Raw genomic sequence first — 24873 nt, forward strand, 5'->3', positions numbered from 1 at the left:
AAGGTTATTTTACAGTCGACTTTTCTGCCGTATAATTATTAAGGTAAGTATTTGAGGAAAGGAAAAATTAAACTGATTTGGTTTAATTCTCAATTTTATGAAATCTAAAATTGCTAATCTAATTAATTGGGGGCTTCCATACTGTGCCATCGCTGCAATGGCCTATTTAATCATGTTCCCCCAGTTTGTATCACATGGAGTTATTTTAGGGACGGACTCCATTTTTCACTTTAACCGTTTTTACGATGCCGCTAAGCAAATTCAACAGCTTAATTTTAGCTATTTTCAAAGTAATTATAGTTTTCAACAAAGTGGCCGCATCATCAATGCCGTTTATGGCCCCCTCTTTGCATATTTAAATGGGGCTATTCTCGGCGTAGTAGGAACTTGGTATCAATATCAGATCGTCACTACCTTTATCGTCTATCTATTAGGTGGAATCGGTATGTATCAACTTAGCATCCGCGTTCATAGTAAACGGACATTTGCAATTATCTGTGCCCTAATCTATATGAACATTGGGTGGCTTCCACGATGGGAATTAGCACAGAACATGAATGCCTGGGGAGCTGCTCTGGCTCCTTATATGGTAATTTGCGGCGTACGCATGATTCAGGATCACCAACGACCAGTCAACTGGCTACAATTGATGACCCTGATGACGATTATCATTCAGATCCATATGCTAAGTTCTTTATTTTTTGTGATTACACTAACACCGTTCTTTATTATTGGGTTAATTATAACGACTAACCGTAAGAAAATGTGGATCGAAACGCTGAAGGCAGTCGGCGGAACTATTATTTTAACGGCTAATGTTTGGGGAGCCTTATTAATGCTTAACCTCCATAATAATATTGCCCATCCTGCCGATTTTAGCCTCGCCGATAATGTGCTACTGCCTTCAATGTTTAGCAGTACACGCGATTATCTAATCTACGCAATGTGGCTTCTCTTTATCCTTCAACTCATTTACGTATTATTCACCTTCAAAAAATCGCTTACTAATACAGTCCTGACGTTACTTGGTTCTTTGGTCCTCCTGCTTAGTTCTTCCCTTACTCCTTGGTCCTTTTTCCAAGATGTGGTCCCTGCACTTGGACACACTTTGCAGTTTCCTAACCGATTGACAATCATTGCCTTTCCCCTCTTACTCGCAGGAGTTGGGATCAGCGCTACAACCCTTGATAAAAAAGCGCAAGAGATTGACTTACGAAATCAATTAATCACCGGTATCCTCTTGCTAATGGTTTTTCTGGTCTTTACTCCTACAACAATTGATGTTTATAAACGCGCAGCACGCTATGACTCAGAAATTGTTCTTAATAGTTTTAGCGCGATTACCCGCGTAAGTGAAAATAAGGCCGCACTGCGACATTCCGTCCACGACCTTTACCCTGGTCAATTGTTAACGATGGTTGAGAAGAGAAGTCCTGACTATTTGCCGATTCCTAAGAAGTACATGAATCAAAAATATGTTCGTTCTTACGCTTACGAAGGGCAAATTATTAATGAAGCCCATAAATATCCTCATACTGTCTTGTCGCATGGAGGATTGCAATTATCATGGGAAGCAGGAAAAGCGGGAAAAGTTCGGTTGCCAATTATTACGTATCATGAATCACAATTAACGGCTAATGGTCATCTACTGCGCCACTATCAGCGATCCTCGGTTGGTGCCCCTTACGTTCAGCAACGTAAAGGGAAAAATACCGTTACCCTCTACTTTAAGCAAGCTAAATGGTTCACCGCCTTATTAGTGATCTCATTAGTTGGTCTTAGCATACTTGCAATTTATGGCCTTTATTATTTCTGTACTCATATTAAGAAATACTTCCAAGGGATTGCAGCTGGACAAATTAATTAAAACAAAAAGGTCTCTAACGTTCGGATTTACCGGGTGTTAGAGACCTTTGTTATACAACTTTTTACGAACATAGCGACATGGAATATAATCCAACCTCTTATTTTGCATTCAATACAAACGAAAGCTCAACATCACGGTCGGCAGGAATATGATACTGTTCTTCAACATCTGCTCCCCAGCTATCAATTCCCCCAACACCTCGAACGGCTCCCGCAATAACGAGAACAGTTCGTCGTGCGAGTGGGAGCTCTTCGATGTGTGTTGCATTTTCTAATTCCTCCGCTGTATATGGTAAACAACTGAAGGCAAATGGTTGCTCGTCTTGTTTAATAGTTAAGCTAAATGGTTCCCGAGAATGATCAGCATTATTTTGGGTGGAATCGCGGGTAATTGTTAATGCATGAGTATCCATGTGCATTCCATTTTCCTGAGGGACTAGATACTTAGTAACTGGTAAACCGTCAACATGGAAGGTACCCTCAGTCGCTCCTGCTATCCGGTCCGGGTAAGTTTCACCGGATAATCCTTGATAGTCAAAGCCGGTAGCAACGGTTGGCATGATAAAACGCATTCCTACTACTGGCAGACCAGGTAAGTCTTTATGACCGTAGTAGTGCATTGTCACTTTAATCTCACCTTGTCCGTTAACCTCATAAGTTACAGTGACTTGCGTAGCCGGAACTGTTAGCATCTCAAAAGTATACTTAATCTTGACATTCTCAGCAGATACCGGATCACTAAATTCATTGGTTATCGGCGCAATAGGTAATTCGGCAAAGTGTTGATTATCAACTGTCAGGTCAATCGCAACACACTTATGAAAAGTGTCCGCTGCTAACCACTGAGCAGACCGAATATTAAAGCCGCTTCCTCGGTCATTATCAGTGGTGGCCCGCCAAAACGTCGGCATTGGTTCACGATATAGCCATTCTTTACCGTTTAGCTTAAGCGATTCTAGTCCACCACGCTCATAGCTAAAAATATAATGAAAGCCGTCACCACTAAGTCCTAATGTCGCATCACCATATATCACGCGTAATTTATTTGTGTAAGCCATAGTAGTATCTTACCTCCTGCATTGCTGGCTTCGGTGTCCGATCAGCAAACATCAAGCCATCTCCCGAGAATTCGTAATCTGAGTGACGATCATCGAAATCACCACCATAGCGCATCACTTCTTGCCCACTTACCGGATCCTTAACAAGGAGGGCTTGATCAATAAAGTCCCAAATGAAGCCACCAAAGTATTGTGGGTATTTATCAAGTAAAGAAATGTACGAACCCATTCCACCATCAGAGTTCCCCATATCATGCATGTACTCACATTCCATAAATGGCTTGTCTGGATTGTTCTTCAAGTACTCCTCAACTTCTTTAGGTGGTAAGTACATCCAGCTTTCAACGTCTGAGATCCGATCACGGTATTCAGGAGTATGACAAACTCCTTCATAGTGAACAAGCCGACTGTCATCATGCTTCTTATAGAATTCATTCATTTTGACAATATTATCGCCAGCATATGATTCATTACCTAAAGACCAGAATAAAATCGACGGGTGGTTCTTAAATGTTTCATAGTTAGTCCGTGCCCGATCTACTACTACGTCACGCCATTGAGGAACTGAACCAGGGACATTATATGATGGTTCAATTGCTCCCATCTTCTGCCAGGTAGCGTGGGATTCCAGATTATTTTCGGCCATCATGTAAATTCCGTTATCATCACAAAGGTAATACCACGGAATTTGGTCTGGATAGTGACACGTCCGAACGGCATTAATATTATTTTTCTTAAAGGTTTGAATATCACTCGTCATATCATCCATCGTGATCGCACGGCCACGTTTAGCATCCCATTCGTGACGGTTAACACCATTGATAATTAGCCGTTGACCATTCAATAAGACAACATGATCTTTATTAATTTCAATTCGACGAAAACCAAAGTGGTATGGAACGAGTTCGACCAAATTACCTTCGTCATCACGAATTTCAATCAACAATTGATAGAGGTAAGGATCATGGTTATCCCATAAGTGAATATTTTCTAAAAATTGATCCCGAACTTCTACCGTGGAGTCAGCAGGGTGTGTTTCATTGACGAGCGTATTACCATCATTGTCGATAACCCGCACATTAACGTTCCCGGTCTTTTCACCGTGAAGTTGAAGGTCAACATTAAAAATACCGTCCTGATAATTATCAGTAACAATTGGCCGAATATTAAGGTCTTCAACATGAACAAGTGGTTGGGCTAATAGATTTACACTCCGGAAGATACCAGAAAAACGGAACATATCTTGATCCTCAATCCACGAGGCGGTACTATGCTTGAAAACTTCCACAGCCAAAACATTACCTTCATCTTGAATGTAAGGAGTCAGGTCAAATTCAGAGGGGGTAAAACTATCTTCAGCGTAACCAATAAAGTGACCATTAAGCCAAACATACATGGCACGCTCGACACCGTCAAACCGGATGCGAACCTGCTTTCCCCGTAAGGAAGGATCAAGGTCAAAACGTTTTAAGTATTCGCCAACAGTATTATCATCCCCATTACTAAATGATCTCTCTTGCGCATCATCAGGACTAAGGGCATATGCAGGACGACGGTAAATCTTACCTTCCCACGGAATCAAAGTGTTAATGTAATTATTTTGGGCGTAATTATTTAGTTCAATCTCACTAGGGACTTCGATTGTTCCAAAACTACTACTATCATAATCTGTCTTATAAAAATCTTCTTCGCGTTCACGCGGGTTTTTAGCAAAGTTAAATTGCCATTGCCCATCCAAGTTTTGCGCAAAACGACTATTATTATGCCGCCATTCATCATAGTTACCGTAATAATAATGGTCACTATGAGCTGGTAATTGATTAACGCGGAATGTTTCCGGTTCATCAAGCCATTTGATATCTGCATCCATTGATAAATCCCTCCTCGTTACTATCTACAACATCTAAAGTATAGCGCTTTCATGATTGAGATAGCAAGAGGAGAGGTAAAATTTACGTAAATTTTATTAAACAGAAATTTTAAAACAAAAAAGGCACTGAGCAAATATTACTCAGTGCCTTTTAAGTAGTGCGGCCGAGAGGACTTGAACCTCCACGGTCATAATCGACCATAAGATCCTTAATCTTACGCGTCTGCCAGTTCCGCCACGGCCGCATATCAACCAACGAATATTATTATAGCAAGATACCTATTCGTTGGCAACAACTTTTTTCAATTTTTTAAAATAAATTTGTGACCACATCGTCGACAAATATATCTTTGGGTGTTAAAACGCCGTTGTCGTGCGAATTCAACACCACATCCGGCACATATATAATACCATTTTTTCTTGGAATTTATCTTTCTTTTACTAGTCGGTGGCGCATATCTTGATCCTCCCACCTGTGCTAGTAAAGTCTTAAATTCTCTACTGCGATGGTGATAATCCATTCCTAACAGATGTAAATGATAATGGCACAATTCATGAAGGACCACTTGGCGCAGATTATGAAGATCAAACTCAGTATACATTAACGGGTTGATATCAATATGATGGTCACTTAAATGATAACGTCCACCAGTTTTTTTTAACCGCTTATTAAAAAATACCTTGTGCGTAAATTCGCGCCCAAAGTATTCTTTCGACCACTGTTCGGTCAATTGTTGTAATTCAGCATTAGTCATTTGTGACTGTCTCCGGTTCAAGCATCGTTAATTGAATTCGCTGGCGCTTCAAGTCGACATCATCAATCCACACGTCCACAATATCACCAACGGCTACCATTGCCCGCGGATCACGAATGAACTGCTTACTCATCTTTGAAACATGAACTAACCCATCATGTTTGACACCGATATCAACAAAGGCTCCAAAGTCGACAACGTTTCGGACAGTTCCTTGAAGTTTCATCCCCGGCTTAAGGTCTTCAATCGTCATTACATCATGGCGTAATAATGGAGCAGGCATTGAATCACGCAGGTCACGGCCTGGCTTTTGCAAGGAAGAAATAATATCAGTAACGGTTTCAGTCCCGACTTGATCATCCGTAAACTGCTTAACATCAATTTTCTTTAACTTATCATCAGCACTTGGCATTCCCAACTCATCGACATTAATTCCTGCCGCTTGAATAATCTTTTCCGCCACCTGATAACTTTCTGGGTGAACATCGGTGTTATCTAATGGATTTTCGCCACCAATAATCCGTAAGAAACCAACAGATTGTTGATAAGCTTTAGGTCCTAACCGTGGCACTTTCTTTAACTGTGTCCGGTTTGTGTAGCGGCCATTTTCATCTCGATAGGTAACAATGTTTTTAGCAATTGTTTTATTAAGCCCGGAAATCCGCGTCAACAATTGGTAACTAGCTGTATTGAGATTAACGCCAACCCGGTTTACCGCCCGTTCAACAATCGTTTCCAGTTCCCCACTCAATTCTTTCTTCGGCAAATCATGCTGGTATTGTCCAACCCCAACCGCTTGAGGATCAATCTTGACTAATTCGGCAAGTGGATCTTGCAAACGACGACCGATACTAATTGCACTTCGCTGTTCAACATGCAAGTCAGGAAATTCATCACGCGCTTCCTTACTTGCAGAGTAAACAGAGGCACCAGCTTCATTTACGATGACATAATAGATTGGCCGTTTGATCTTTTTAAGAGCTTCCGCAACAAATTGTTCTGATTCCCGGCTAGCTGTCCCGTTACCGATCGCAATCATTTCAACATGATACTTCTCTAGCAAATCAATAAATTCGCCTTCCGCTGCGGCTCGTTGCTTTTCTGGCGCTGGCTTATGCGGATAAATAACCGCTTTGGTTAAGAACTTCCCATTTTCATCAAGAACCGCCAATTTACAGCCTGTTCGGTAGGCAGGATCGAAGCCCAATACAACTTTTCCCTTGATTGGTGCTTGCATCAATAAATGATAGAGATTTTCACCAAAGACCTTAATCGCTTGTTCATCAGCGCCCTCTGTTAATTGTCGCCGCAGTTCCCGTTCAATTGCTGGACCCAAGAAACGCTTGTAAGCATCCTTGTAAGCTTCCTCAATAAAGGCAGTCGCATCATTTTTCTTGCTAGTTTTAATCAAACGGAAACGAAGGTAATTCATCACTGGTTCTTCAGCTAAAGTGATTTTGACGTTAATAATCCCTTCTTTTTCTCCGCGGTTAAAAGCCAAGATTTGATAAGAATTCAATTTCTGAACTGGACTAGTGAACTCATAGTACTGCTTGTAAGTCCCCAGTTCATCCTTTTCTTCACCATCACGTTTTACGCTTGTCTCTAATTGACCATGTTGAGCAGTATAATTTCGCAACCAGCTTCGTACCGTGGCCATTTCACTAATTGCTTCAGCCAAAATTTCATGGGCGCCTGTTAATGCACTTTCAGCATCAGGAACATCATCGTTAATAAACTCTTGCGCCTTCGCACTTAAATCATCATCGGGATAAGATAGCAGCCAATTTGCTAACGGTGTCAAGCCATGTTCACGAGCTTGTTGGGCCTTTGTCTGCCGCTTTTGCTTATATGGCAAGTAAAGGTCTTCTACTTCTTGCAATTCAGTTGCACTGTTAATTTGCTTTTCGAGCGCCGGTGTTAGCTTACCGAGCTCTTTAATTTTATTGATGACTGTTGCTTGACGTTCCCGTAATGTCGTTACCCGGTGATATTCATCCCGGATCGCTTGCAATTGAACTTCATCAAGCGTGCCCGTCATTTCCTTACGGTAACGGGCAATAAAAGGAATCGTATTTCCCTCATCCATTAATCCGAGGGCCGCTTTAATTTGTTGAGGGCGAATATCTGGCAATTGTTTGCTAACAAGCTGAAGTGTTTCCTCTTCCATTATCATTCTCCTTAAAACTAGTAAAGAGACTGAGTTGATTCCCAGCCTCCCATTTTATTATCAATTTACTTCCACCAAGTATCATATGGAGCAATCGGCAAGTGGCGCTTATGTTGGGTTCGACGATACCAGCCTTCAATTTTTTCAGCAGCTGCTGGCGAAACTTCACGACCTTCTAAGTAGTCGTCGATTTCATCATAGCGAACACCAAGCGCTTCTTCATCGGGACGCATTGGTTTGTCTTCTTCCAAGTCTGCGGTTGGTGTTTTATCATAAAGTTTTGCTGGTGCTCCTAAGTATTGTAATAAGGCTTTTCCTTGTCGCTTATCCAATCCAGAAAGTGGCGTGATATCTGCACCACCATCCCCAAATTTAGTATAAAAACCAGTTACTGCTTCAGCGGCGTGGTCTGTTCCCACTACGGCTCCTTTGTTTTCTCCGCCAATAGCATATTGAACAATCATTCGTTCCCGGGCTTTAATGTTTCCCTTATTAAAATCGCTAATTGGCGTACCGGCTTCGTTTAAGGATACTACCATCGCATCAGTAGCCGCCTTAATATTAACCCGCATTATTTTATCAGGTTTAATGAAGTCATTAATTGCAAACATTGCATCTGACTCATCAGCTTGCTCACCATATGGCAACCGGACTGCGATAAATTGGTATTCATTGTCGCCAGTCTCTTCCCGCAGTTTTTCGACTGCCAATTGTGAAAGCCGCCCCGCCAAACTTGAATCTTGACCGCCAGAAATTCCTAATACCAGGGCCTTCATCTTAGTGGTTTGGAGAAAATCACAGATGAACTGGATACGTTTAGTTACTTCTGCTTGGGGATCAATTTGCGAGTTAACGCCTAATGCATTAATTATTTCTTCTTGATACTTTCGCACTACAGATTACCTCTACTTATTCAATGATTTAACATATTCATGAACTTGGTGAATTAATTTAAGTTTGTTATCATAGCATTTCTGTGATAAATCGACTGGGTATACTTCTGGGTTTAAATCGCGTTTATATTCATCCCATAAAGCATTTAAGCTATCGAAACGGTGTTGACGACTCTCCTCTAAGGTCGGTTCATCATAAACATACTTACCATCTTGCCAGATTGGCTTTAGCATTGGCCGGGCAGTAAAATCTTCCACGTCTTTTTGCTGGAGTGGGAAGTTAGGATTGAACATATTGAGTGACTTTTCATTACGAGGATCCTCATCAACTAATGTAATATAATCCCCTTCACTCTTGCCGTCTCCACGATCGTTAATCCGCCATACTTGTTTTTTGCCGGGAGTTGACATTTTACCAACATTATTAGAGATCTTAATCGTATCAACAAGTTGGCCATCTTCATCTTCAATAGCGACTAATTTGTATACGGCCCCTAAAGTTGGTTGGTCATAGGCAGTAATTAGCTTAGTCCCGATTCCCCATGTATCAATCTTCGCCCCTTGCATTTGCAAGTTTTGAATTGTCTTTTCATCTAAGCCATTAGATGCGATGATTTTTGCGTCTGGGAAACCAGCATCATCCAACATTTTGCGTACTTTTTTAGATAGGTAGGCCATATCACCACTGTCAATGCGGACACCGATAAAGTTAATTTTATCGCCAAATTCCTTAGCAACCTTAATTGCGTTAGGAACCCCACTCTTTAAGGTATCAAAAGTATCCACAAGAAAGACACAATTATGATGAGTTTCTGCATATGCTTTAAATGCGTCATAATCATTCATGTATACCTGCACAAGAGCATGGGCATGGGTTCCTGAAATCGGGATACCAAATAATTTACCTGCACGGACATTACTTGTTGCATCGAAGCCACCAATATATGCTGCTCGCGTTCCCCACAAAGCTGCATCCAATTCTTGTGCCCGACGTGAGCCAAATTCCATTACAGTTTGGTTACCAACAATTGACTTAATCCGTGAAGCCTTTGTCGCAATCATAATCTGATAATTAAGAATATTTAAGATTGCCGTTTCAATCAATTGGCCCTCAATAATCGGCGCATCAACTTGAATAATAGGCTCATGGTTAAATACCAGATCTCCTTCTTCAAAGCTGTTGATTGAACCCGTAAATTTAAAGTTACGTAAATATTCTAGAAAGTCATCATCAAATTGATTCGTAGACTTTAAGTATTCAATGTCGCTATCAGTAAAATGTAATTGTTTTACATAGCGAATAATGTGATCTAACCCGGCAAAAACAGCGTACCCATTATTAAATGGCATTTTACGGAAGAAGGCCTCAAAGACAGCACGGCGGTTACCCATTCCTTTTTTCCAGTAGGTCTGCATCATACTCAATTCATACGCATCAGTATGCAGGGTAAGGCTATCATCCGGATAATCAAATTTCATTAGTATAATTCCTCTCAAAAGTAATATCGTTAATCAGTATTGTAACATGGATTTGTCTTGATTACTTTTCAAAGACAAATTCAAACCGTGATCCAACATATTGAGTGTGGACATATTCAAAAGGACGACCATCTTGCAAGTAAGATAGTTGGGTCATTCGCAAGAGAGCATCTCCACGCTTAATCTGCAAGTAATTAGCAATCTTTTCCGTCGCCTTCGTTGCTGAAATATGTTGGGTTGCATGACCAGGATAGAGGTTCGCCTTTTTTTCTAGCGTCCGATAAAAAGACGTGGTAATTTCTTCTTTGCTAAATTTTTGAACGAGGTTAGCAGGAACAGTTGCGATTTCATAACAAATTGGCACATCATTTCCATAACGAACCCGTTCCATTCGTAAAACCTGTTCATCTGGGGCTAACTTTAGCTTTTCAACCTCTGTTTGCGAAGGGATCGTCAAGTGGTAAGAAATTGTCTTACTAGCAGCTTTCTTCCCTGTCGCGTGCATTAATTCAGTAAAGCTCGTTATTCCTGACATCTTTTCTTGGACTTTGCGATTAGCGACAAAAGTTCCAGAGCCAACTCTTCGTTCAAGAATTCCTTCATCAACTAATGCTTGAATTGCTTGCCGCAAAGTCATTCGACTGACGCCAAAATCATTAGCGAGTTCGCGTTCAGCGGGAATTTTATCGCCAACTTTCCACTCACCATCTTCAATGTTTTGTCTTAACTGATTATGAATTTGAATATAAACAGGTGAACTCATTTTCTTTCCTCCTTACGCCATTGTTTGCTAAACATTGCGCATGTGTATATTTTACACCATTCCCAAAAATCTAGACCAATTTCTTAAAATATCGGCAAAAAATTAATAAAAATTAGAGACCGTTGGAATTATTACCTTTCTGGTCTCTAATTTTTAATTTTTATTATTTTGTCGTAATTTCAATGCTCGTTCAAGGGAGCGATCAACAATAATTGATTGTGAATCGGCAACAGGGTACTTAGTTTCAGGATCCATCTCTTCTGCAAAAGATAATTCAGTACAACCCAAAACTACTACATCTGCTCCTTGTTCTTCAATCATTTTCCGTACTAGCTCATGATACTTCTTGCCATCGGAATGACCAGCCTCTTTGATATCATGGTAAATCAGGTCTTCTGTCATATCGGCAATCTCAGGAGTTGGCTTGATAAGTTCGTACCCAGCCTTCTCAATATAAGGATCATATAGGTTAGCTGCCAAAGTTCCCTTAGTGGCTAATAGACCAACCCGCTTTGCATCCGGCTTAATCTTCTTGATCTCGTTAACCGTTTCTTGCAGCATATTGAGAATTGGAATCTCCGTTGCTGCCTGTAACTTATCAAAAGAGTAATGGGCTGTATTACAAATTAAAACAAAGAATGCAGGATTCAAAAGACCTTGCTGTTTAATATCTTCAATCAGGGCCTCATTAGGATCTGGTTGACTATGATCGAGAATCCATGTAGTACGATCAGGAACGGTTGCATGGTTAACAACTAAATAGTTTAAGTAATCTTGATCACGATGAATTGGCGTTCTTTTATCTAACAGACGTACATAACTCTCTGTTGCCAGCGTCCCCATTCCACCTAAAATTGTAAAAAATTGTTGCATTATAATTTTGCACGCCCTTTCTAAGCGATAAATTATGATAGTAGCGCCACAAAAATCGGCCCTAGTAATGTAATTCCAATATTACCAACTACAAACGCCGGAGTAAAGGCAGCCGCATAATATGCGCCACCTTCCGGCCCTGCTTTTTGCGAAATCTCATTCATTGCCGCTGCAATCGTTCCTGAACCAGTCAACGCACCAATTAAAGCAAGAGGTTCCATCTTCAATATATAGCGTCCAAAGAACAGCGTTAGCAAATGTGGCATTATTGAAATCATCGCCCCAATAAATAAGACTCCGATCCCTAACGACTTAATTGCACTTGTAAATGCTTGAGCTGATTGTAAACCAACTGTCCCCACAAAAAGCGTTAGTCCAAAACTCTGAAGAAAGCTAGTTACCGTTACAGGGATTGATTTACGGTCACGGTGACGCTCAATCCATGAACTCAGGATTAGTCCCATAATTAAAGCTGCCGTTCCATTTCCTAGTTGCAACGGAATACTATTTAATTTTAGCCCGATAATTCCTAAAAGGGAAGCACAACCGATTCCTAAAGAGAATAAAGAATAATTCATCGCTGTATCTGCAGCTTTCCAGTGTCCCATCTTTTTTAAGATTGCTTTGGTTCGTGATGTATTCCCAGTCAATGAAATCACATCCCCTGATCGCAACTGGTTAATCAATTGTTGGTTTCCAATGATTGGGTCTTGAATGTTCACAAAAACCCCATGTTGCCGTAGAAGGGCTAATTCACCCGGTTTAAAGTTTTTTCCCAGAACAAAAGCTCGTTCACGCGGCGCATTGGTTGGCGTCAATACTTCTGTTAATCCTGGTACTCGCATCAACCGATCGAAATGAACAGCGTAACCAATAACAGTTAGCAAGTCGCCAGCCTGCAATTGATATTCAAGGTGGTCAGTCATTTTGCCATCATGAAAAGCAGCTAACCCAATAATCCGGTAATTAGACCGTCGATTAAATTCCTCAAGCGTTTTGCCGACAAGCGGTGAATCATTTGCAATGCGATATGTTCGTCGCCACGTTGGGTTCGGGTTTTTAGCATGAAAGTGATAATGTTCAGCCATTTTAGGACCCTGTTCAGCAATTGAAATCCCCAAAATTTTAGGTGCTAGGTCACGTAAAAAGATAATTACCCCTAATGTCCCAAAAACATATGTTAAAGCATAGGCAACTGGGAGTTGAGCCTCATAAGTTGCCCTAACACTTTGACTGACTGGCAATGACCCAATCGTTTGCAACGAACTGGCAACGGTAGCTGACTGGGTGAGGGCTCCTGAAATAACCCCGGCAGCGATCCCTGGTCCAATCTTAAAGGCGGAAAAAAGACTCCACCCAACTAAGAATGCAACAACCATCCAGAAAATACTAGCGATTAAAATTCGAATCCCAAATAGTTTCAAACTAACTAATAACTGAGGCCCGATCCGATAACCAACAGAGAACATGAAGGCGCCAAAGAAAATCGTTCCTAACATTTCATCCCGGGGAAAACTCCCAATTTGCCCCACGATTAAGGTCACAATTAACGTTCCCACCGTTGCTCCAATATTAAATTTACCCGCAATTTTATAGTTGCCGATCAAAAAGCCAATTGCAAGACAAATAAACAGCGTAAAAACCTGATTGCTCACCATAAAGTGAACGATAGAATGTATCATTTTAACTTATAGTCACTTTCTTTAAAAACCTGTAATAACTTGTATTAATCAAGCCACATTATTACATTCTTGTCAGGCTAATTCAACCACTTATTGAGAAATACTTTCCTTCTTTTGTTGCATGCGATAGTTAGTAACCATTGTTAATAAAGTAATGATTGCCAAAACGCCCAATAAGATAAAGTCAAATCGTCCTCCAGCATATGTACGTCCCATCAGTGAACCGCTGTTGCCCATTTGGAATAAAGCAATTGTGGAAGCAAGCAGACTAGTTCCCAGTGAGCCGGCAAATTGTTGGACCATATTAAAAATTGAGTTTACATCAGGGGCATTTTGCGGTTGAACCAACATTGAAGCATTGGAAATTGTATTAGAAAAAGCAAAGTTAAACCCAATTCGCAAAATAACAAAGAAGATCGTTATTAGTAATGGCGTTAAATGACGTTGGAAAATACTGAAGCAACTTGTCCCAATAACCAAAAGAATCCCCCCGGAAATAACTGGCGTAGCAAAACCATAACGATCAGCCAAAGTTCCAGCAAATGGCGAGATAAAAGCACCGATTAATGACCCGGGAAATAAAATAAGACCCGCGACAATTGCCGAAGAGTGCAAAACATATTGAACGTAAATAGGAATAACAAGCGAAATTCCAATATTAATAAACTGTAAATTAAAATAAGTGACAGTTGATAGCCGCAATGGGAAAATCTTAAACACCTTTAAGTCAAACAATTCTGATTTACCATGATTATTGATATAGATAAAGGTGCTAAAGAAAATAATTGCTACCAATAATAAAAGCCAAAACTGCTTGCCAAATCCTTGTTTCCCAATTGAAGAAACTGCACTAATTATACTAATAAGGGCAATTGCCAGTGTAATCAAGCTTCCATAACTAAATGCTTTATCATTTCCAAGTGGTTTATTACGAATAAAAAGTTGACCACATACAAGACTAATCAAAACAATTGGTAGTAAAATCCAAAAGATCATCCGCCATGACAGCATTTCTGAAATGACCCCACCATATGTTGGTCCCAGTGCTGGTGCAAACGAAATAACCATTGCAGCCATTCCGGTCATCATGCCAATTCTTTCACGCGGAATCTCCGTAAAAATTAAATGGAACATGATTGGGGTTGCTAACCCAGTTGCCATTGCTTGAATCAATCTCCCCGTTAACAAAATAGGAAAATTACCAGTCAAAGCACACATCAAGTCACCAATAATGAAAAATGATACTGCAAATAAGTGCAACCAACGCGCTTGATATTGGCGTAATAGATAGGCAGTTGTCCCCATCGTAATTGTTACCATCAATAAATAGCCAGTTGTAATCCACTGAATAACATCGAGTGATACATTAAACTGAGCAGATAGTTCTGGATATGTGACGTTCATCGATGTTTCATTCAAAATTCCGATAAACGTTAGTAATGCAAGGGAACCAATTGCGAGATAAATCCGTGAATAGTTTTTTTCTGCCATTGCTTTCCGCTTCCTCCTTCAAATCAAAATAAAAAGAGCCACGGTGATAAAAACTCCACCACAGCTCTGCAATAACGATTTAATTCTACCAAGGAAGCAGAACGAAAGTCAACGTTATTATTTTTCTGCTAATTTCTTTAACCAGTCTTTCGTTTCTTCGTCTAGTTCAGGGGCAATTTCAAACTTAAATGGCGCCAGTAACAACCGTACTTTATCCCATTCAATCGTTTGATCATGATAGATCGTTGTCAGCATCATTGTCACCATCTGATCTTTTTTATGTGGATCAACTCCCGGCTGATTAATAAACGTAATTGCAGTAATCTTTCTGACCAATAATTTTGCAATTAACGTCTCCATTTCCTGGGTTGTGACTGGGTGCTTAATTCGTAGACGTTTTTCTAACGGAACTGCAGGAAGTTCTTTTTGTAAAAACTTTTGAAGCAAATCCCACTCTCCCAGAATTTCTGGATAGAATTGCCAAGGTACCCGGGCATTAAGACTCACTAGTAAATTTGGAATGATCGCCTGTAAATCCCCATCATTTTCTTGTAAAGAATCACAAATTTCAATCAAGAACCGTTGAGCAGTTTCTCGAGCCCCAGATTGAACCCTCTTCTTAGCTGTTAAAGCAAAGCGAACCACTAGGAAATCTGTTAACTGTTCATCATCAATGGTCGCACCAGTCGCATTGCGTTTCACTTTAAAATCATTTATTTGTTTAGTTCGCATGCTTTTTGCAAAATGACCTTGTTTAGGCATTGGCTGTCATTCCTTTTTTCATATAGCTTAATAAAATTTTGAACTAGAAAAGGCTAAGAAAAACAGATGTTTTTCTTAGCCTTTCAATAACAGTTGGGCTAGCTGGATTCGAACCAGCGCATGACGGTACCAAAAACCGTTGCCTTACCGCTTGGCTATAGCCCAATAATAAAGATGGAGGAGGGTGGATTCGAACCGCCGAACCCGAAGGAACGGTTTTACAGACCGTCGCGTTTAACCAGACTTCGCTACTCCTCCAAGAAGTTGCTTGATTAAATATTTCGTATCAATCAACGTTTATTATAATACCTAATTTCCAACCTCATTGCAAGTGTTTTTTTTATTTTTTTGAAAAAACTAGATTTTTTTAGTATAAAGGTGGCTAATCCATTGATCTAATAGGCTTTTCTCCTTCCAGTCCTCACTATTTTTGCGTCTTACGCCAACTGCTTGATTACGGTATTCAATATTTCCAACGGTAATTAATGGTTGAGCATAATGAAGATGCCCATAGAAAACTGCTTTTACTTCCGGGAATTTAGCGAGTAATGCTCCTAAGTGTCTACTACCCAACATTGCTGTCGTCATCTCCCACATCCGCTGCCGCCGTGCTGACTCAATAATTGGATGCGGGAGAGCTTCTCTAATCGGTGCGAAGTGGGTCATAAAGATAACCTGTTTTTGTTGATTGCGAGCCTGTTTTAGGTTTTCTTCAACTTGGTGTAAAACAATCGCCATTCGTTCTGGATCATTCATTGGCTGCATAATTGGACGATCCACCCAATATGCCCGCTTCCATTTTGCGACCCCTTTTACATTACTTTCATACGTTGAAAACGAATAATCATACCAACCATTGTTACCGATAATCCGCCAGTTTGTTTGGGGAATATCGATAAATCGGTTATGAAAATATAGATCATCATCCAAATTTTCTAATTGCTCATAAGTGACTCCTTCTAACATATCGTGGTTACCGGCAAGATAATGGACCTTTGTGATAGGCAATTGCGATTGTAGTTCCGCAAAATATACGCTGGTTTGCGCAAAATCATTAAAGGCATCCCCCACAAAAAAGTAATGGTCAATTTCTTGACGGGTTAAATAATGCGCCTGTTGAGTAATAATTTCTGCAACCTTAGCATGATTTAAATCTAAATGAAGGTCACTGCTTACTGCGATTTTCATAACTCACCTCATAAAAAAAGAGACCAAGAATTATTCTCGATCTCTTAATATAATTTTTAGTCTACACCATCCATTAAGCCATGAATCTTCTTAACGAATAAGCAAAGGATCAATCCGAAGACGATACTTACTGCCCCGATAATTAAGAAGTATGGAACTTCTGTAGCTGATGAGTAGTACTTAACAACCTGGGCGTTAACCGCTTGTCCAGCAGCATCCGCCAAGAACCACATACTCATCATTTGAGACTTAAATGCTTTTGGTGCAAGTTTAGTAGTTACTGAAAGACCAATTGGTGAAATTAACATTTCGGCGATTTCAACAATGAACCATGAACCAACTAACCAGAATGGGCTAACCCGTCCAGCAGTTGTACCGTGAATCATTGCTGGAAGTGCCATCCAAACATATGAAAGACCTGCAATTACTAACCCAGCAGCAAACTTACCAGGAGCACTTGGTTGTTTTTTCCAGTGATCCCAAAGTGCAACGAAAAATGGTGTTAGGATCATAATGAATAATGGGTTCAATGTCTGGAAGTTAGCAGCAGCAAAGTGCCAGCCACCAATGTGTAAAATAGTCCGTTGTTCAGCGAAGAGGGCTAAAACAACTGAACCTGATTCTTCAATTGCCCAGAAGATAGCAGCAGCAATGAAAAGTGGAATGTAAGCAACAACCCGTGACTTTTCATCCTTTGTAACCTTCTTGGAATTCAACATCATTACAAAGTAGTAGATTGGTAAAGCAATAGCAATAACCGTAATGATTGTAATGATATTATTGATGTTTAATTGACCCATTGCCGCAAGCAATCCAAGAATGATCACTAATGCAATAACACCAACAATTGACCAAATAATTACTGGACGTAAACTTTCCTTATCGATCGGATCATCAGGATATAAGCTATCTTTTGAAAGATACTTCCGGCCGTCAACTACATATTGTACTAACCCAAAGAACATTCCGATAGCAGCTAGTGAGAAGCCAGCGTGGAAGTTCATTTCACCATGGAAAAGGTTTAAGCCAAAGCCATTAGCAGCCCAAGGGACAGCCCAAGGAGCAACAGCGGCCCCTAAGTTAATCCCGAAAACGAACATACTAAAACCAGAGTCTCGACGACGATCTTCAGGACTGTATAAGCCCCCAACCATTTCTGAAACATTTGGCTTCAATAACCCGGTACCAATAACAATCAAAGCGATTGATACATAAAGTGCTGACACACCAAATGGTAATGACAGAGCGATATGTCCAAACATAATAAGGACACCACCGATGAAGACCGTTCGACGCGATCCCCATACACGGTCAGATAACCATCCCCCGACAACACTGGCCAGGTAAACTAATGAACCATAAATTGACATAATTGATGCTGCGGTAGCTTGGTCCATACCCAAACCACCCTTGGTAACAGCGTAGTACATATAGAATAGAAGGATAGCCCGCATTCCGTAGTAACTAAACCGTTCCCACATTTCAGTGAAGAACAATGTCGACAATCCACGCGGTTGTCCAAAGAAGGAGGTATCCAAATTCTTTTGTTTACTCATACAATTCCTCCAAATAATTTCACTTTTCAATTAGCACAATGTTAATTGAATACGTATTCTAAACATTAAAAAACTTTAACAATAAAATTCAGAATAGTACTATTATAAACGTGTTTCAAAACATCGTCAATTGAAAAATAAGTTTTTGATGAGAACGCAAACGCATGTATGAGCTATAATTGTTTATTTTATTAAGTTTGTCGCTAAGATTATTAATTAGATGACGTATCACCATCAATAACCGGACGTGGGTAAACTTTTCCATTTCGAACAATGGCACATTCAGTTCCATTATCATCAGGCCCAACCTTCATCTGGCTCAGATAGGTCAGTCGTAGCCTTCAAATTATCAATCTTGCTGGTGTCTTTGTGGTGATCACTCGCCCATTTTTAAGTGCTGCGCGGGCATGAGTCGATGATTCCTTAGAATGAGTATCCTTAGTTGTAGAACTGTTAGTTTTCGCATGTTGTTCTTTTGAGAAATTATCAACGTCAAAGTCCCCATGAACTCGTTTAAATGACTGATTAGGCCATTCATCGTTACCTACAAGGCTCAAATTATCTTCATTTAGCCGCGCATCAATTGGCGTATCATAATTACTATCATTTAAATTAATGATGTAATTATTCTTTTCCTTTTTCCAGGTCAATTGATCATGAATATATCAGCCTGCGTCGGATTTGCCATTACATATGTCCCAGTTCCATCTGAATTAAGGGTAATAGCAGCTCCATCGGCATCATCACGATACGAGCCCACAATATGTGACTCCTCTTTTTTTGCTGATGAGACTTACTGCTCTTGCTACTGTTGGAACTCGTGCTAGAACTACTGCAGCCACTTGTACATAGCCCAATTGCAATTATGCTTGTTGCAACAAGGATTGCTTTACTAAATCGCATTATAAATACCTCCATTCTCCTAAACTACATATGAAACTAGTTACAGTTTTAGTATATTCTCATGTTAAAACTTCTACAATTTTTTTGATATAAAAATTAATAATCTATCGTTGAAAACTGTAGATATACAATTTAGAATATTAAAAAGATGTTTAGAAGGTATAAAAAAAGATGCTAGCCAAACAGCTAACATCTTTATCGACTCCGGCAGTCAGACTCGAACTGACGACAACCTGATTAACAGTCAGGTGCTCTACCAACTGAGCTATGCCGGAATAACTCAACGGATATAATTATATATTATCTCCTTATACCCGTCAAGCTAATTTAAAATTTGTCTAGAAATATTTTCAAGTAGGAGTTTGTTTATTTTCTGCTCTACTTAATCATAAGAAGTTTTAACAGCTTACTTTTGTTGAACCAATGTAATAACATGAAGGTTAGGTACTGATTTTTAGCTGAGATTAAGTTTCAATAAATCATATTCTCTTTTTGTTCGATCCGTTTAGCGACTTTAGTATATAATCATATTACCCTTAAAATAAAAAACAAAGAATAATCAACTATGGAACAACAATTAGGAAAAAATATTGCTAACCGTCGCCATGAATTAAATATGACCCAACAACAACTTGCTGAGTTAAGCAATCTATCAATTAATTTTATTTCTCGCCTTGAGCGTGGTGGATCGTAAGCAGTCAATAACAGTACGGATTGAAAAAATTGGGATCATGAGCTACCGAAAATGGTAATTCATGACCCCGTTTTATTTATGGCATTTTGCTTGAATTTCTTTTGACCATGGCAAATAAGCCTAAAGTCCTGCGTCCTTGCGGTTTGGTAAGTGATCAAAAAGATACTTAAAGTATTTGTAGATATTTAAATGGTTCTGGTTTGCAGTTGCCACCAAAGTATAGAAAATGGCATTTACCTGAGCTCCAGCAGAGCTTTTCGCAAATAAGCTATTCTTTCGAACAAGAGTTGATGGACGAATCGCTTGTTCAACCGGATTATTCGTTAACGGCACTCGACCATCTTCAAATATTTGATATACTCGCTTTCTTAGCTTCAAAGCATTATTAATGGCACTTTCAACCGTCCTTGAGGAAAACTGATATTTTCTAAATAAGTATATAACTTATCCATCAAAGGCTTCACGTGCAACCGACGTTGCACTAGTTTTTCCTTATGATTGGAATATGTTAATTGTTTCTCTTCATGAAAGATCGGTCGCATTAGCTGTAAAACTCGGTATGCTTTGGAGTTCTTCAATTGCTCCTTATTCAATAAACATGTAATGTGATAAAATTCACGTCGAATATGAACTAAACATGACCCAAATTTTGCCTGGGGATATAATCGATCACTATATCCACCATAACCGTCACACATAATAATTCCACGATATTGATGACCGATAATTTGACCAATGGTTTTACCCGCGCGGGTATTATAGTAATGAAACATGATAATTTGATGCTTACTGAATTCTTTTGTTGATCGCGTTACCCAAAAGTAGCCAGTTTCATTAGGCTCATCAATTACCTTGAATGGAGTTTCATCCATATGAATTACCGATTCTTTTCTGATTAATTCCTGTAAATAATCATATAACGGTTCAAGGTAGGTTTGACTAACCTTAATGATGTTAGTCGCCAATAATCGAGCATCAACTCGTAAGCTGACGACTTGCCAAAACTTAATTTGACGATGAAACGGTAAAGCAAGATTAAACTTCAACTCTGCTACTTTAGCTAAAATAGTACTCGAAAAGTAACTATGGGGTAAAAGACTCTGTGGCATCTTACTACTGACAAGTACATCGCTACCATTAGAATTAATACACTCATTACATTTATAAGTTTCTTGAATCAAATTCACACAATATAATTCAGCTGGTTTTAACCGTGCTTCTCTACTATATACATGTTTACCCACTTTTTTCATTAGTTGATGACAGTGTGGGCAGTTAGTATCTTTTAATGGAATAACTTCTTCAGCCTGTGGTAAACCATCTAAAAAAGTGGTCCGCTGACCAGATTGTTTTGCTTTCCGGTGACGCACCACTTGCTTTATTTTCTTTTCAGTCACTTCCGTGACTGAAATATCAGGATCTTGAAGTTGATCCATTTCTTGCTCACTAAATAAGGATTGTTGTCCATCAACGATGGGCTCCATTACTTCAGTTTTTTTCCCAAATATTTGGTTCTTTTGAAGTTTGATAATAGCTGTTAATTGAGCAATCTTTTCATTGGCCATAGCTAATTGTTGTTTAAGTTCTTTGATTTGTTCTTCCGCTGTTTGCTTCATGGTACGTCACCTCCTTTGAATTATTCTTTGGTAATTATATCAAAGAATTCTTCTTTTAAATAGAGGTAACTCAATAAAAACTTCCTGGTCGAACAGCTTGAATTTTACGAATTGGTAATGGGTTCAGTCCTTGCAATAACCAGTCAAGCTGTTGAGCAGATAATTCTTTGGCTTCATTACTGTTTCTCGGCCAACTAAGGTGGCCATTTTCAAACCGTTTATAGAGCATAATAAAGCCCTCGCCATCCCAAAACAATCCTTTAAAGCGATCATTACGTCCGCCGCAAAATAAGAAAAGCGAATTATTATATAATTCTAATCCATAGTTCTCAGCGATTACCATTGCGAGCCCATCAATACCTTTTCGCATGTCTGTTTTTCCACAGACTAAATAGATATAATCTGGGTCATGCCAATTAACGAGCATAACGAATAACCACTTTAATGTTAACACCGGTTCTAAAATGTAGGAAAACACCGATTTGAAATTGTCGATTTTCCTACAATTTTTTATACTAATTGCATTAAATCTTTTGAGGTGATTTGATGCGACTAGAATTACAAGAGGAGTTAATATTTTACAAAATGGCAAAAATTAAACCTAATTATGCGGCCCTAGGACAATTAAGCGGTATTTAAATAATCCACAAGCCGGTAAACGACAAACTAACAAGCGTCGCCCAAGTAAGTTGGACCCATACCGTGATGTTATCAAGGATAAATACAAAACCTGTTCTGCAACAGCCATTTTCTATTTCATTAAAGAATTAGGCTACGAAGGCGGAATTTCAATTTTGCGTGATTACTGTCACCAGTTGAAAAAAGCACAATACCAGCAGCCAGTGATTAGAGTTGAAACTGCACCTGGTGATGTAAGTCAGGTTGATTGGAAAGAAGACTTAGTCTTATATACCAGAGAACACCGCCCCATTACTTTTTCACTATTTCTGTATGTATTGGGTTATTCACTCAAAAAATTCTTAAAGTTAGTTTTTGACCGTAAACAAGACACACTATTTCAATGTTTGATTGAGGCTTTTCAAAATACTGGCGGTGTTCCTCAAAGAATTTATTTCGATAATATGAAAACGGCGGTTGATCACGCCAAGAGTAGCTATCGAAAAGTTATTTGGAATTCACGCTTATTGAATTTCTCTAAAGCCGCAGGCTTTATTCCCCAAGCCTGTCGGCCCTTCCGTCCCCAAACCAAAGGAAAAGTCGAAGCCTTAGCGAGAACCGTAGACCGTATTAAAGTTTATAATCACGAATTTCAGGATGAGAAGGCGTTAAAAAATATCGTGAAGCAGCTTGAAACACAGCTCAATCACAAAATAAGCCAAGCAACTGATCAAAGACCAGAAGATTTATGGATAAAAGAAAAAGAATATTTACAGCCATACAATCTAATCCTTTTGAATTCATTAGTTGATCACGATCTAACCCGCAAAGTTAGTAATGAATCGATGATCACCTATCTAGGCAATAAATATTCTGTACCTGTAAAGTATATCGGGCAAACAGTTAACGTCAAGGTTACAGACCAAAAATTAATGATTTATCATGCCTCACGATTGGTTCGACAACATTACCTGAGTGATAAAAAACTAAATTATCATCGCGATGATATGAAAGAAATCCTTGGGACAACTATTTTTCATGACTTAGATGACGATAAATTGGCAGAACAGGTAGAAATAAATTTACGCATGTTTGATCAATTATAGTGGAGGAATGACGGATGACTATCTATACACAATTAGAAGACAATTTGGAAAAGCTCAAGCTGACTGCAATCAAAGAATATTTGCCAAATTACTTGAATAATAATGATTTATCATTAGCAGAAGCTCTAGAACAGCTAACTGCAAAAGAAATCACATATCGAACTGAACGATCAGCTAAAATGTCCATTCATATTGCACACTTTCCTTACGACAAAGGCTTGAATGATTTTGACTTTAACTTTCAACCTTCGGTTGATAAAAACCGTATCATGAACTTAAAATCGATGAATTTTGTTTCGTTAGCACAAAATATCTTATTCATCGGGTCTTCAGGAGTTGGCAAAACGCACTTAGCAACTGGATTAGGAATGGAGGCCTGTAGGAATCATCTCAGTACTTATTTTGTCAATTGTCATGAACTAATTGAACGGCTCAAACTTGCCCACCAAGAAAATCGTCTTGAGGCAATATTAAAAAACTACAGTCGTTATAAGCTTTTGATTATTGATGAAATAGGCTATCTACCTATTGACGATTTGGGATCAGATCTTTTCTTCCAGTTAATAGCTCGGCGATATGAAAAGAAATCAACAATCATTACCACTAATATTCCACTATCCAAGTGGGGTCAAACATTCTCTAATCCAACAATTGCGAATGCGATCTTAGATCGCTTAGTTCACCATTCTGAAATATTCAAAATTACTGGAAAATCATATCGAATGAAAGACTATCAAGAACAACAGACAACAGAAACAAATCGGTGAAAAACTACATTTTTAAACCGGTGAAATCCTACATTTTAAAATCGGTGTTGACACTTTAACGATATCCGAAGCTAAAACAGAATTAGTCCCCTTGAAAATCGTTAATTCGACTTCATTCACATTAATTTTTACGGCAGGGCGTGCCGTAAAAGAATGCTTTTGTAAATTACTTGGCTTGTTTTTGAAAACTGGGGTAATAATTTCATTTTGTTCTGTCATAAATAAAAAATCTCCTTACTGATGATAGTCTCAGTATAGAAGATCCGGGGTAGCTAGAGCTAGACGTACTGTTATTGACTGCTTACGAACAATTCACTTAACTTCTTAAGTATACAAAAAAGCCTACATAATAAGCTTTATCGGCTTAATCTGTAGACTTCTAATTGGTTATAAACCTTTCATAATGCCAACTAGAGGAGTCGAACCTCCGACCTTCTCTTTACGAGGGAGATGCTCTACCAGCTGAGCTAAGTTGGCAAAAAAAAGATGTTAACTAACCGAAGGTAGTCAACATCTTCATCGACTCCGGCAGTCAGACTCGAACTGACGACAACCTGATTAACAGTCAGGTGCTCTACCAACTGAGCTATGCCGGAATAACGCATGGCAACGTCCTATCCTCGCAGGGAGCGATCCCCCAACTACTTTCGGCGTGTTGAAGCTTAACTTCTGTGTTCGGCATGGGAACAGGTGTATCCTTCAAGCCATCATCACCACACTCTTTGTCCCTTCGGACGAGAGCTTGTGCTCTCAAAACTAAATC

Annotated in this window: 21 protein-coding genes, 6 tRNA genes, 1 rRNA gene and 1 pseudogene; 4 read left to right on the plus strand and 25 right to left on the minus strand. The window is 39.3% G+C overall.

Going from position 1 to position 24873, the window contains the following annotated elements; translation table 11 throughout:
• The first annotated feature begins 97 nt into the window (after nt 1–97).
• Nucleotides 98–1867: a putative glycosyltransferase family protein gene (locus QOS06_RS06220; RefSeq protein ID WP_003670560.1), complete on the plus strand. Its 1770-nt coding sequence runs from the start codon at nt 98–100 to the stop codon at nt 1865–1867.
• A gap of 97 nt (nt 1868–1964) precedes the next feature.
• Here QOS06_RS06220 and QOS06_RS06225 read toward each other — a convergent pair whose 3' ends face one another.
• From QOS06_RS06225 to QOS06_RS06315, 19 genes are all read right to left on the minus strand, one after another.
• Nucleotides 1965–2924 carry a beta-galactosidase small subunit gene (locus QOS06_RS06225; RefSeq protein ID WP_139561169.1) on the minus strand — a complete coding sequence of 320 codons (960 nt, stop codon included), beginning with the start codon at nt 2922–2924 and terminating at the stop codon, nt 1965–1967.
• Nucleotides 2908–4794: a glycoside hydrolase family 2 TIM barrel-domain containing protein gene (locus QOS06_RS06230; RefSeq protein ID WP_182589878.1), complete on the minus strand. Its 1887-nt coding sequence runs from the start codon at nt 4792–4794 to the stop codon at nt 2908–2910. Before QOS06_RS06230 ends, QOS06_RS06225 begins: the two co-directional genes overlap by 17 nt.
• A gap of 159 nt (nt 4795–4953) precedes the next feature.
• Nucleotides 4954–5039, minus strand: a tRNA-Leu gene (locus QOS06_RS06235).
• 57 nt (nt 5040–5096) lie between these two features.
• A complete protein-coding gene (locus QOS06_RS06240) occupies nt 5097–5549 on the minus strand; it encodes a SprT family protein (RefSeq protein ID WP_283595662.1) in 453 nt (150 codons plus the stop codon).
• On the minus strand, nt 5542–7719 hold the full coding sequence (locus tag QOS06_RS06245; RefSeq protein ID WP_283595663.1) for a Tex family protein: 2178 nt from the start codon (nt 7717–7719) through the stop codon (nt 5542–5544). The genes QOS06_RS06240 and QOS06_RS06245 overlap by 8 nt, the downstream gene beginning before the upstream one ends.
• Before the next feature lie 65 nt (nt 7720–7784).
• Complete coding sequence (gene nadE / locus QOS06_RS06250; RefSeq protein ID WP_078009714.1) at nt 7785–8612, minus strand: NAD(+) synthase; 828 nt, start codon at nt 8610–8612, stop codon at nt 7785–7787.
• Between the two features lie 12 nt (nt 8613–8624).
• The gene (locus QOS06_RS06255) at nt 8625–10091 is read right to left on the minus strand and encodes a nicotinate phosphoribosyltransferase (protein ID WP_003670572.1); all 1467 of its coding nucleotides are present in this window, start codon (nt 10089–10091) and stop codon (nt 8625–8627) included.
• A 61-nt stretch (nt 10092–10152) separates the two neighbouring features.
• On the minus strand, nt 10153–10854 hold the full coding sequence (locus QOS06_RS06260; protein ID WP_003666262.1) for a GntR family transcriptional regulator: 702 nt from the start codon (nt 10852–10854) through the stop codon (nt 10153–10155).
• Between the two features lie 153 nt (nt 10855–11007).
• Nucleotides 11008–11727 (minus strand): aspartate/glutamate racemase family protein, encoded by a 720-nt coding sequence (locus tag QOS06_RS06265; RefSeq protein ID WP_098047044.1) that lies wholly within the window; start codon nt 11725–11727, stop codon nt 11008–11010.
• A gap of 32 nt (nt 11728–11759) precedes the next feature.
• Nucleotides 11760–13409, minus strand: a complete 1650-nt coding sequence (locus QOS06_RS06270; protein ID WP_098047045.1) for an aspartate-alanine antiporter-like transporter — start codon at nt 13407–13409, stop codon at nt 11760–11762.
• Nucleotides 13410–13499: 90 nt separating this feature from the next.
• A complete protein-coding gene (locus QOS06_RS06275; protein WP_003670576.1) occupies nt 13500–14900 on the minus strand; it encodes an MFS transporter in 1401 nt (466 codons plus the stop codon).
• Between the two features lie 117 nt (nt 14901–15017).
• Entirely contained in the window at nt 15018–15662 is a 645-nt protein-coding gene (locus tag QOS06_RS06280) for a hypothetical protein (protein ID WP_085680218.1), read from the minus strand.
• 93 nt (nt 15663–15755) lie between these two features.
• Nucleotides 15756–15827 (minus strand) — tRNA-Gln (locus tag QOS06_RS06285).
• A 10-nt stretch (nt 15828–15837) separates the two neighbouring features.
• Nucleotides 15838–15920: transfer RNA gene (locus QOS06_RS06290), tRNA-Tyr, on the minus strand.
• Nucleotides 15921–16019: 99 nt separating this feature from the next.
• Complete coding sequence (locus tag QOS06_RS06295) at nt 16020–16850, minus strand: metallophosphoesterase (RefSeq protein ID WP_085680220.1); 831 nt, start codon at nt 16848–16850, stop codon at nt 16020–16022.
• Nucleotides 16851–16906: 56 nt separating this feature from the next.
• Entirely contained in the window at nt 16907–18406 is a 1500-nt protein-coding gene (locus tag QOS06_RS06300; protein ID WP_003670582.1) for a peptide MFS transporter, read from the minus strand.
• 341 nt (nt 18407–18747) lie between these two features.
• Nucleotides 18748–19056 (minus strand): lipocalin/fatty acid-binding family protein, encoded by a 309-nt coding sequence (locus QOS06_RS06305; protein WP_283595664.1) that lies wholly within the window; start codon nt 19054–19056, stop codon nt 18748–18750.
• Nucleotides 19053–19166: a DUF3642 domain-containing protein gene (locus QOS06_RS06310; RefSeq protein WP_225364343.1), complete on the minus strand. Its 114-nt coding sequence runs from the start codon at nt 19164–19166 to the stop codon at nt 19053–19055. Before QOS06_RS06310 ends, QOS06_RS06305 begins: the two co-directional genes overlap by 4 nt.
• A gap of 345 nt (nt 19167–19511) precedes the next feature.
• Nucleotides 19512–19584: transfer RNA gene (locus QOS06_RS06315), tRNA-Asn, on the minus strand.
• A gap of 290 nt (nt 19585–19874) precedes the next feature.
• Here QOS06_RS06315 and QOS06_RS06320 point away from each other — a divergent pair.
• The gene (locus QOS06_RS06320) at nt 19875–20003 is read left to right on the plus strand and encodes a helix-turn-helix domain-containing protein (protein WP_003670585.1); all 129 of its coding nucleotides are present in this window, start codon (nt 19875–19877) and stop codon (nt 20001–20003) included.
• Nucleotides 20004–20123: 120 nt separating this feature from the next.
• Here QOS06_RS06320 and tnpC read toward each other — a convergent pair.
• Nucleotides 20124–21619, minus strand: a pseudogene (gene tnpC, locus QOS06_RS06330) (IS66 family transposase).
• 70 nt (nt 21620–21689) lie between these two features.
• Nucleotides 21690–22046, minus strand: coding sequence for an IS66 family insertion sequence element accessory protein TnpB (gene tnpB, locus QOS06_RS06335; protein ID WP_041816975.1), 357 nt, complete (start codon nt 22044–22046; stop codon nt 21690–21692).
• Between the two features lie 196 nt (nt 22047–22242).
• Between tnpB and istA the strand changes: the two genes are divergently transcribed.
• Both istA and istB read left to right on the plus strand, forming a co-directional pair.
• A complete protein-coding gene (gene istA / locus QOS06_RS06340; protein WP_283595667.1) occupies nt 22243–23343 on the plus strand; it encodes an IS21 family transposase in 1101 nt (366 codons plus the stop codon).
• A 14-nt stretch (nt 23344–23357) separates the two neighbouring features.
• Complete coding sequence (gene istB, locus QOS06_RS06345) at nt 23358–24110, plus strand: IS21-like element helper ATPase IstB (RefSeq protein WP_085681258.1); 753 nt, start codon at nt 23358–23360, stop codon at nt 24108–24110.
• Nucleotides 24111–24122: 12 nt separating this feature from the next.
• Here the strand turns inward: istB and QOS06_RS06350 are convergent, their stop codons facing one another.
• From QOS06_RS06350 to rrf, 4 genes are all read right to left on the minus strand, one after another.
• Entirely contained in the window at nt 24123–24329 is a 207-nt protein-coding gene (locus tag QOS06_RS06350) for a hypothetical protein (protein ID WP_013923945.1), read from the minus strand.
• A 185-nt stretch (nt 24330–24514) separates the two neighbouring features.
• Nucleotides 24515–24587 (minus strand) — tRNA-Thr (locus QOS06_RS06355).
• Between the two features lie 46 nt (nt 24588–24633).
• Nucleotides 24634–24706, minus strand: a tRNA-Asn gene (locus QOS06_RS06360).
• A 5-nt stretch (nt 24707–24711) separates the two neighbouring features.
• Nucleotides 24712–24828, minus strand: a 5S ribosomal RNA gene (rrf, locus tag QOS06_RS06365).
• Nucleotides 24829–24873: the final 45 nt, after the last annotated feature.

This window comes from Limosilactobacillus sp. DJ3M12 (genome assembly GCF_947381695.1).
Classification (GTDB): Bacteria; Bacillota; Bacilli; order Lactobacillales; family Lactobacillaceae; genus Limosilactobacillus; species Limosilactobacillus kinnaridis.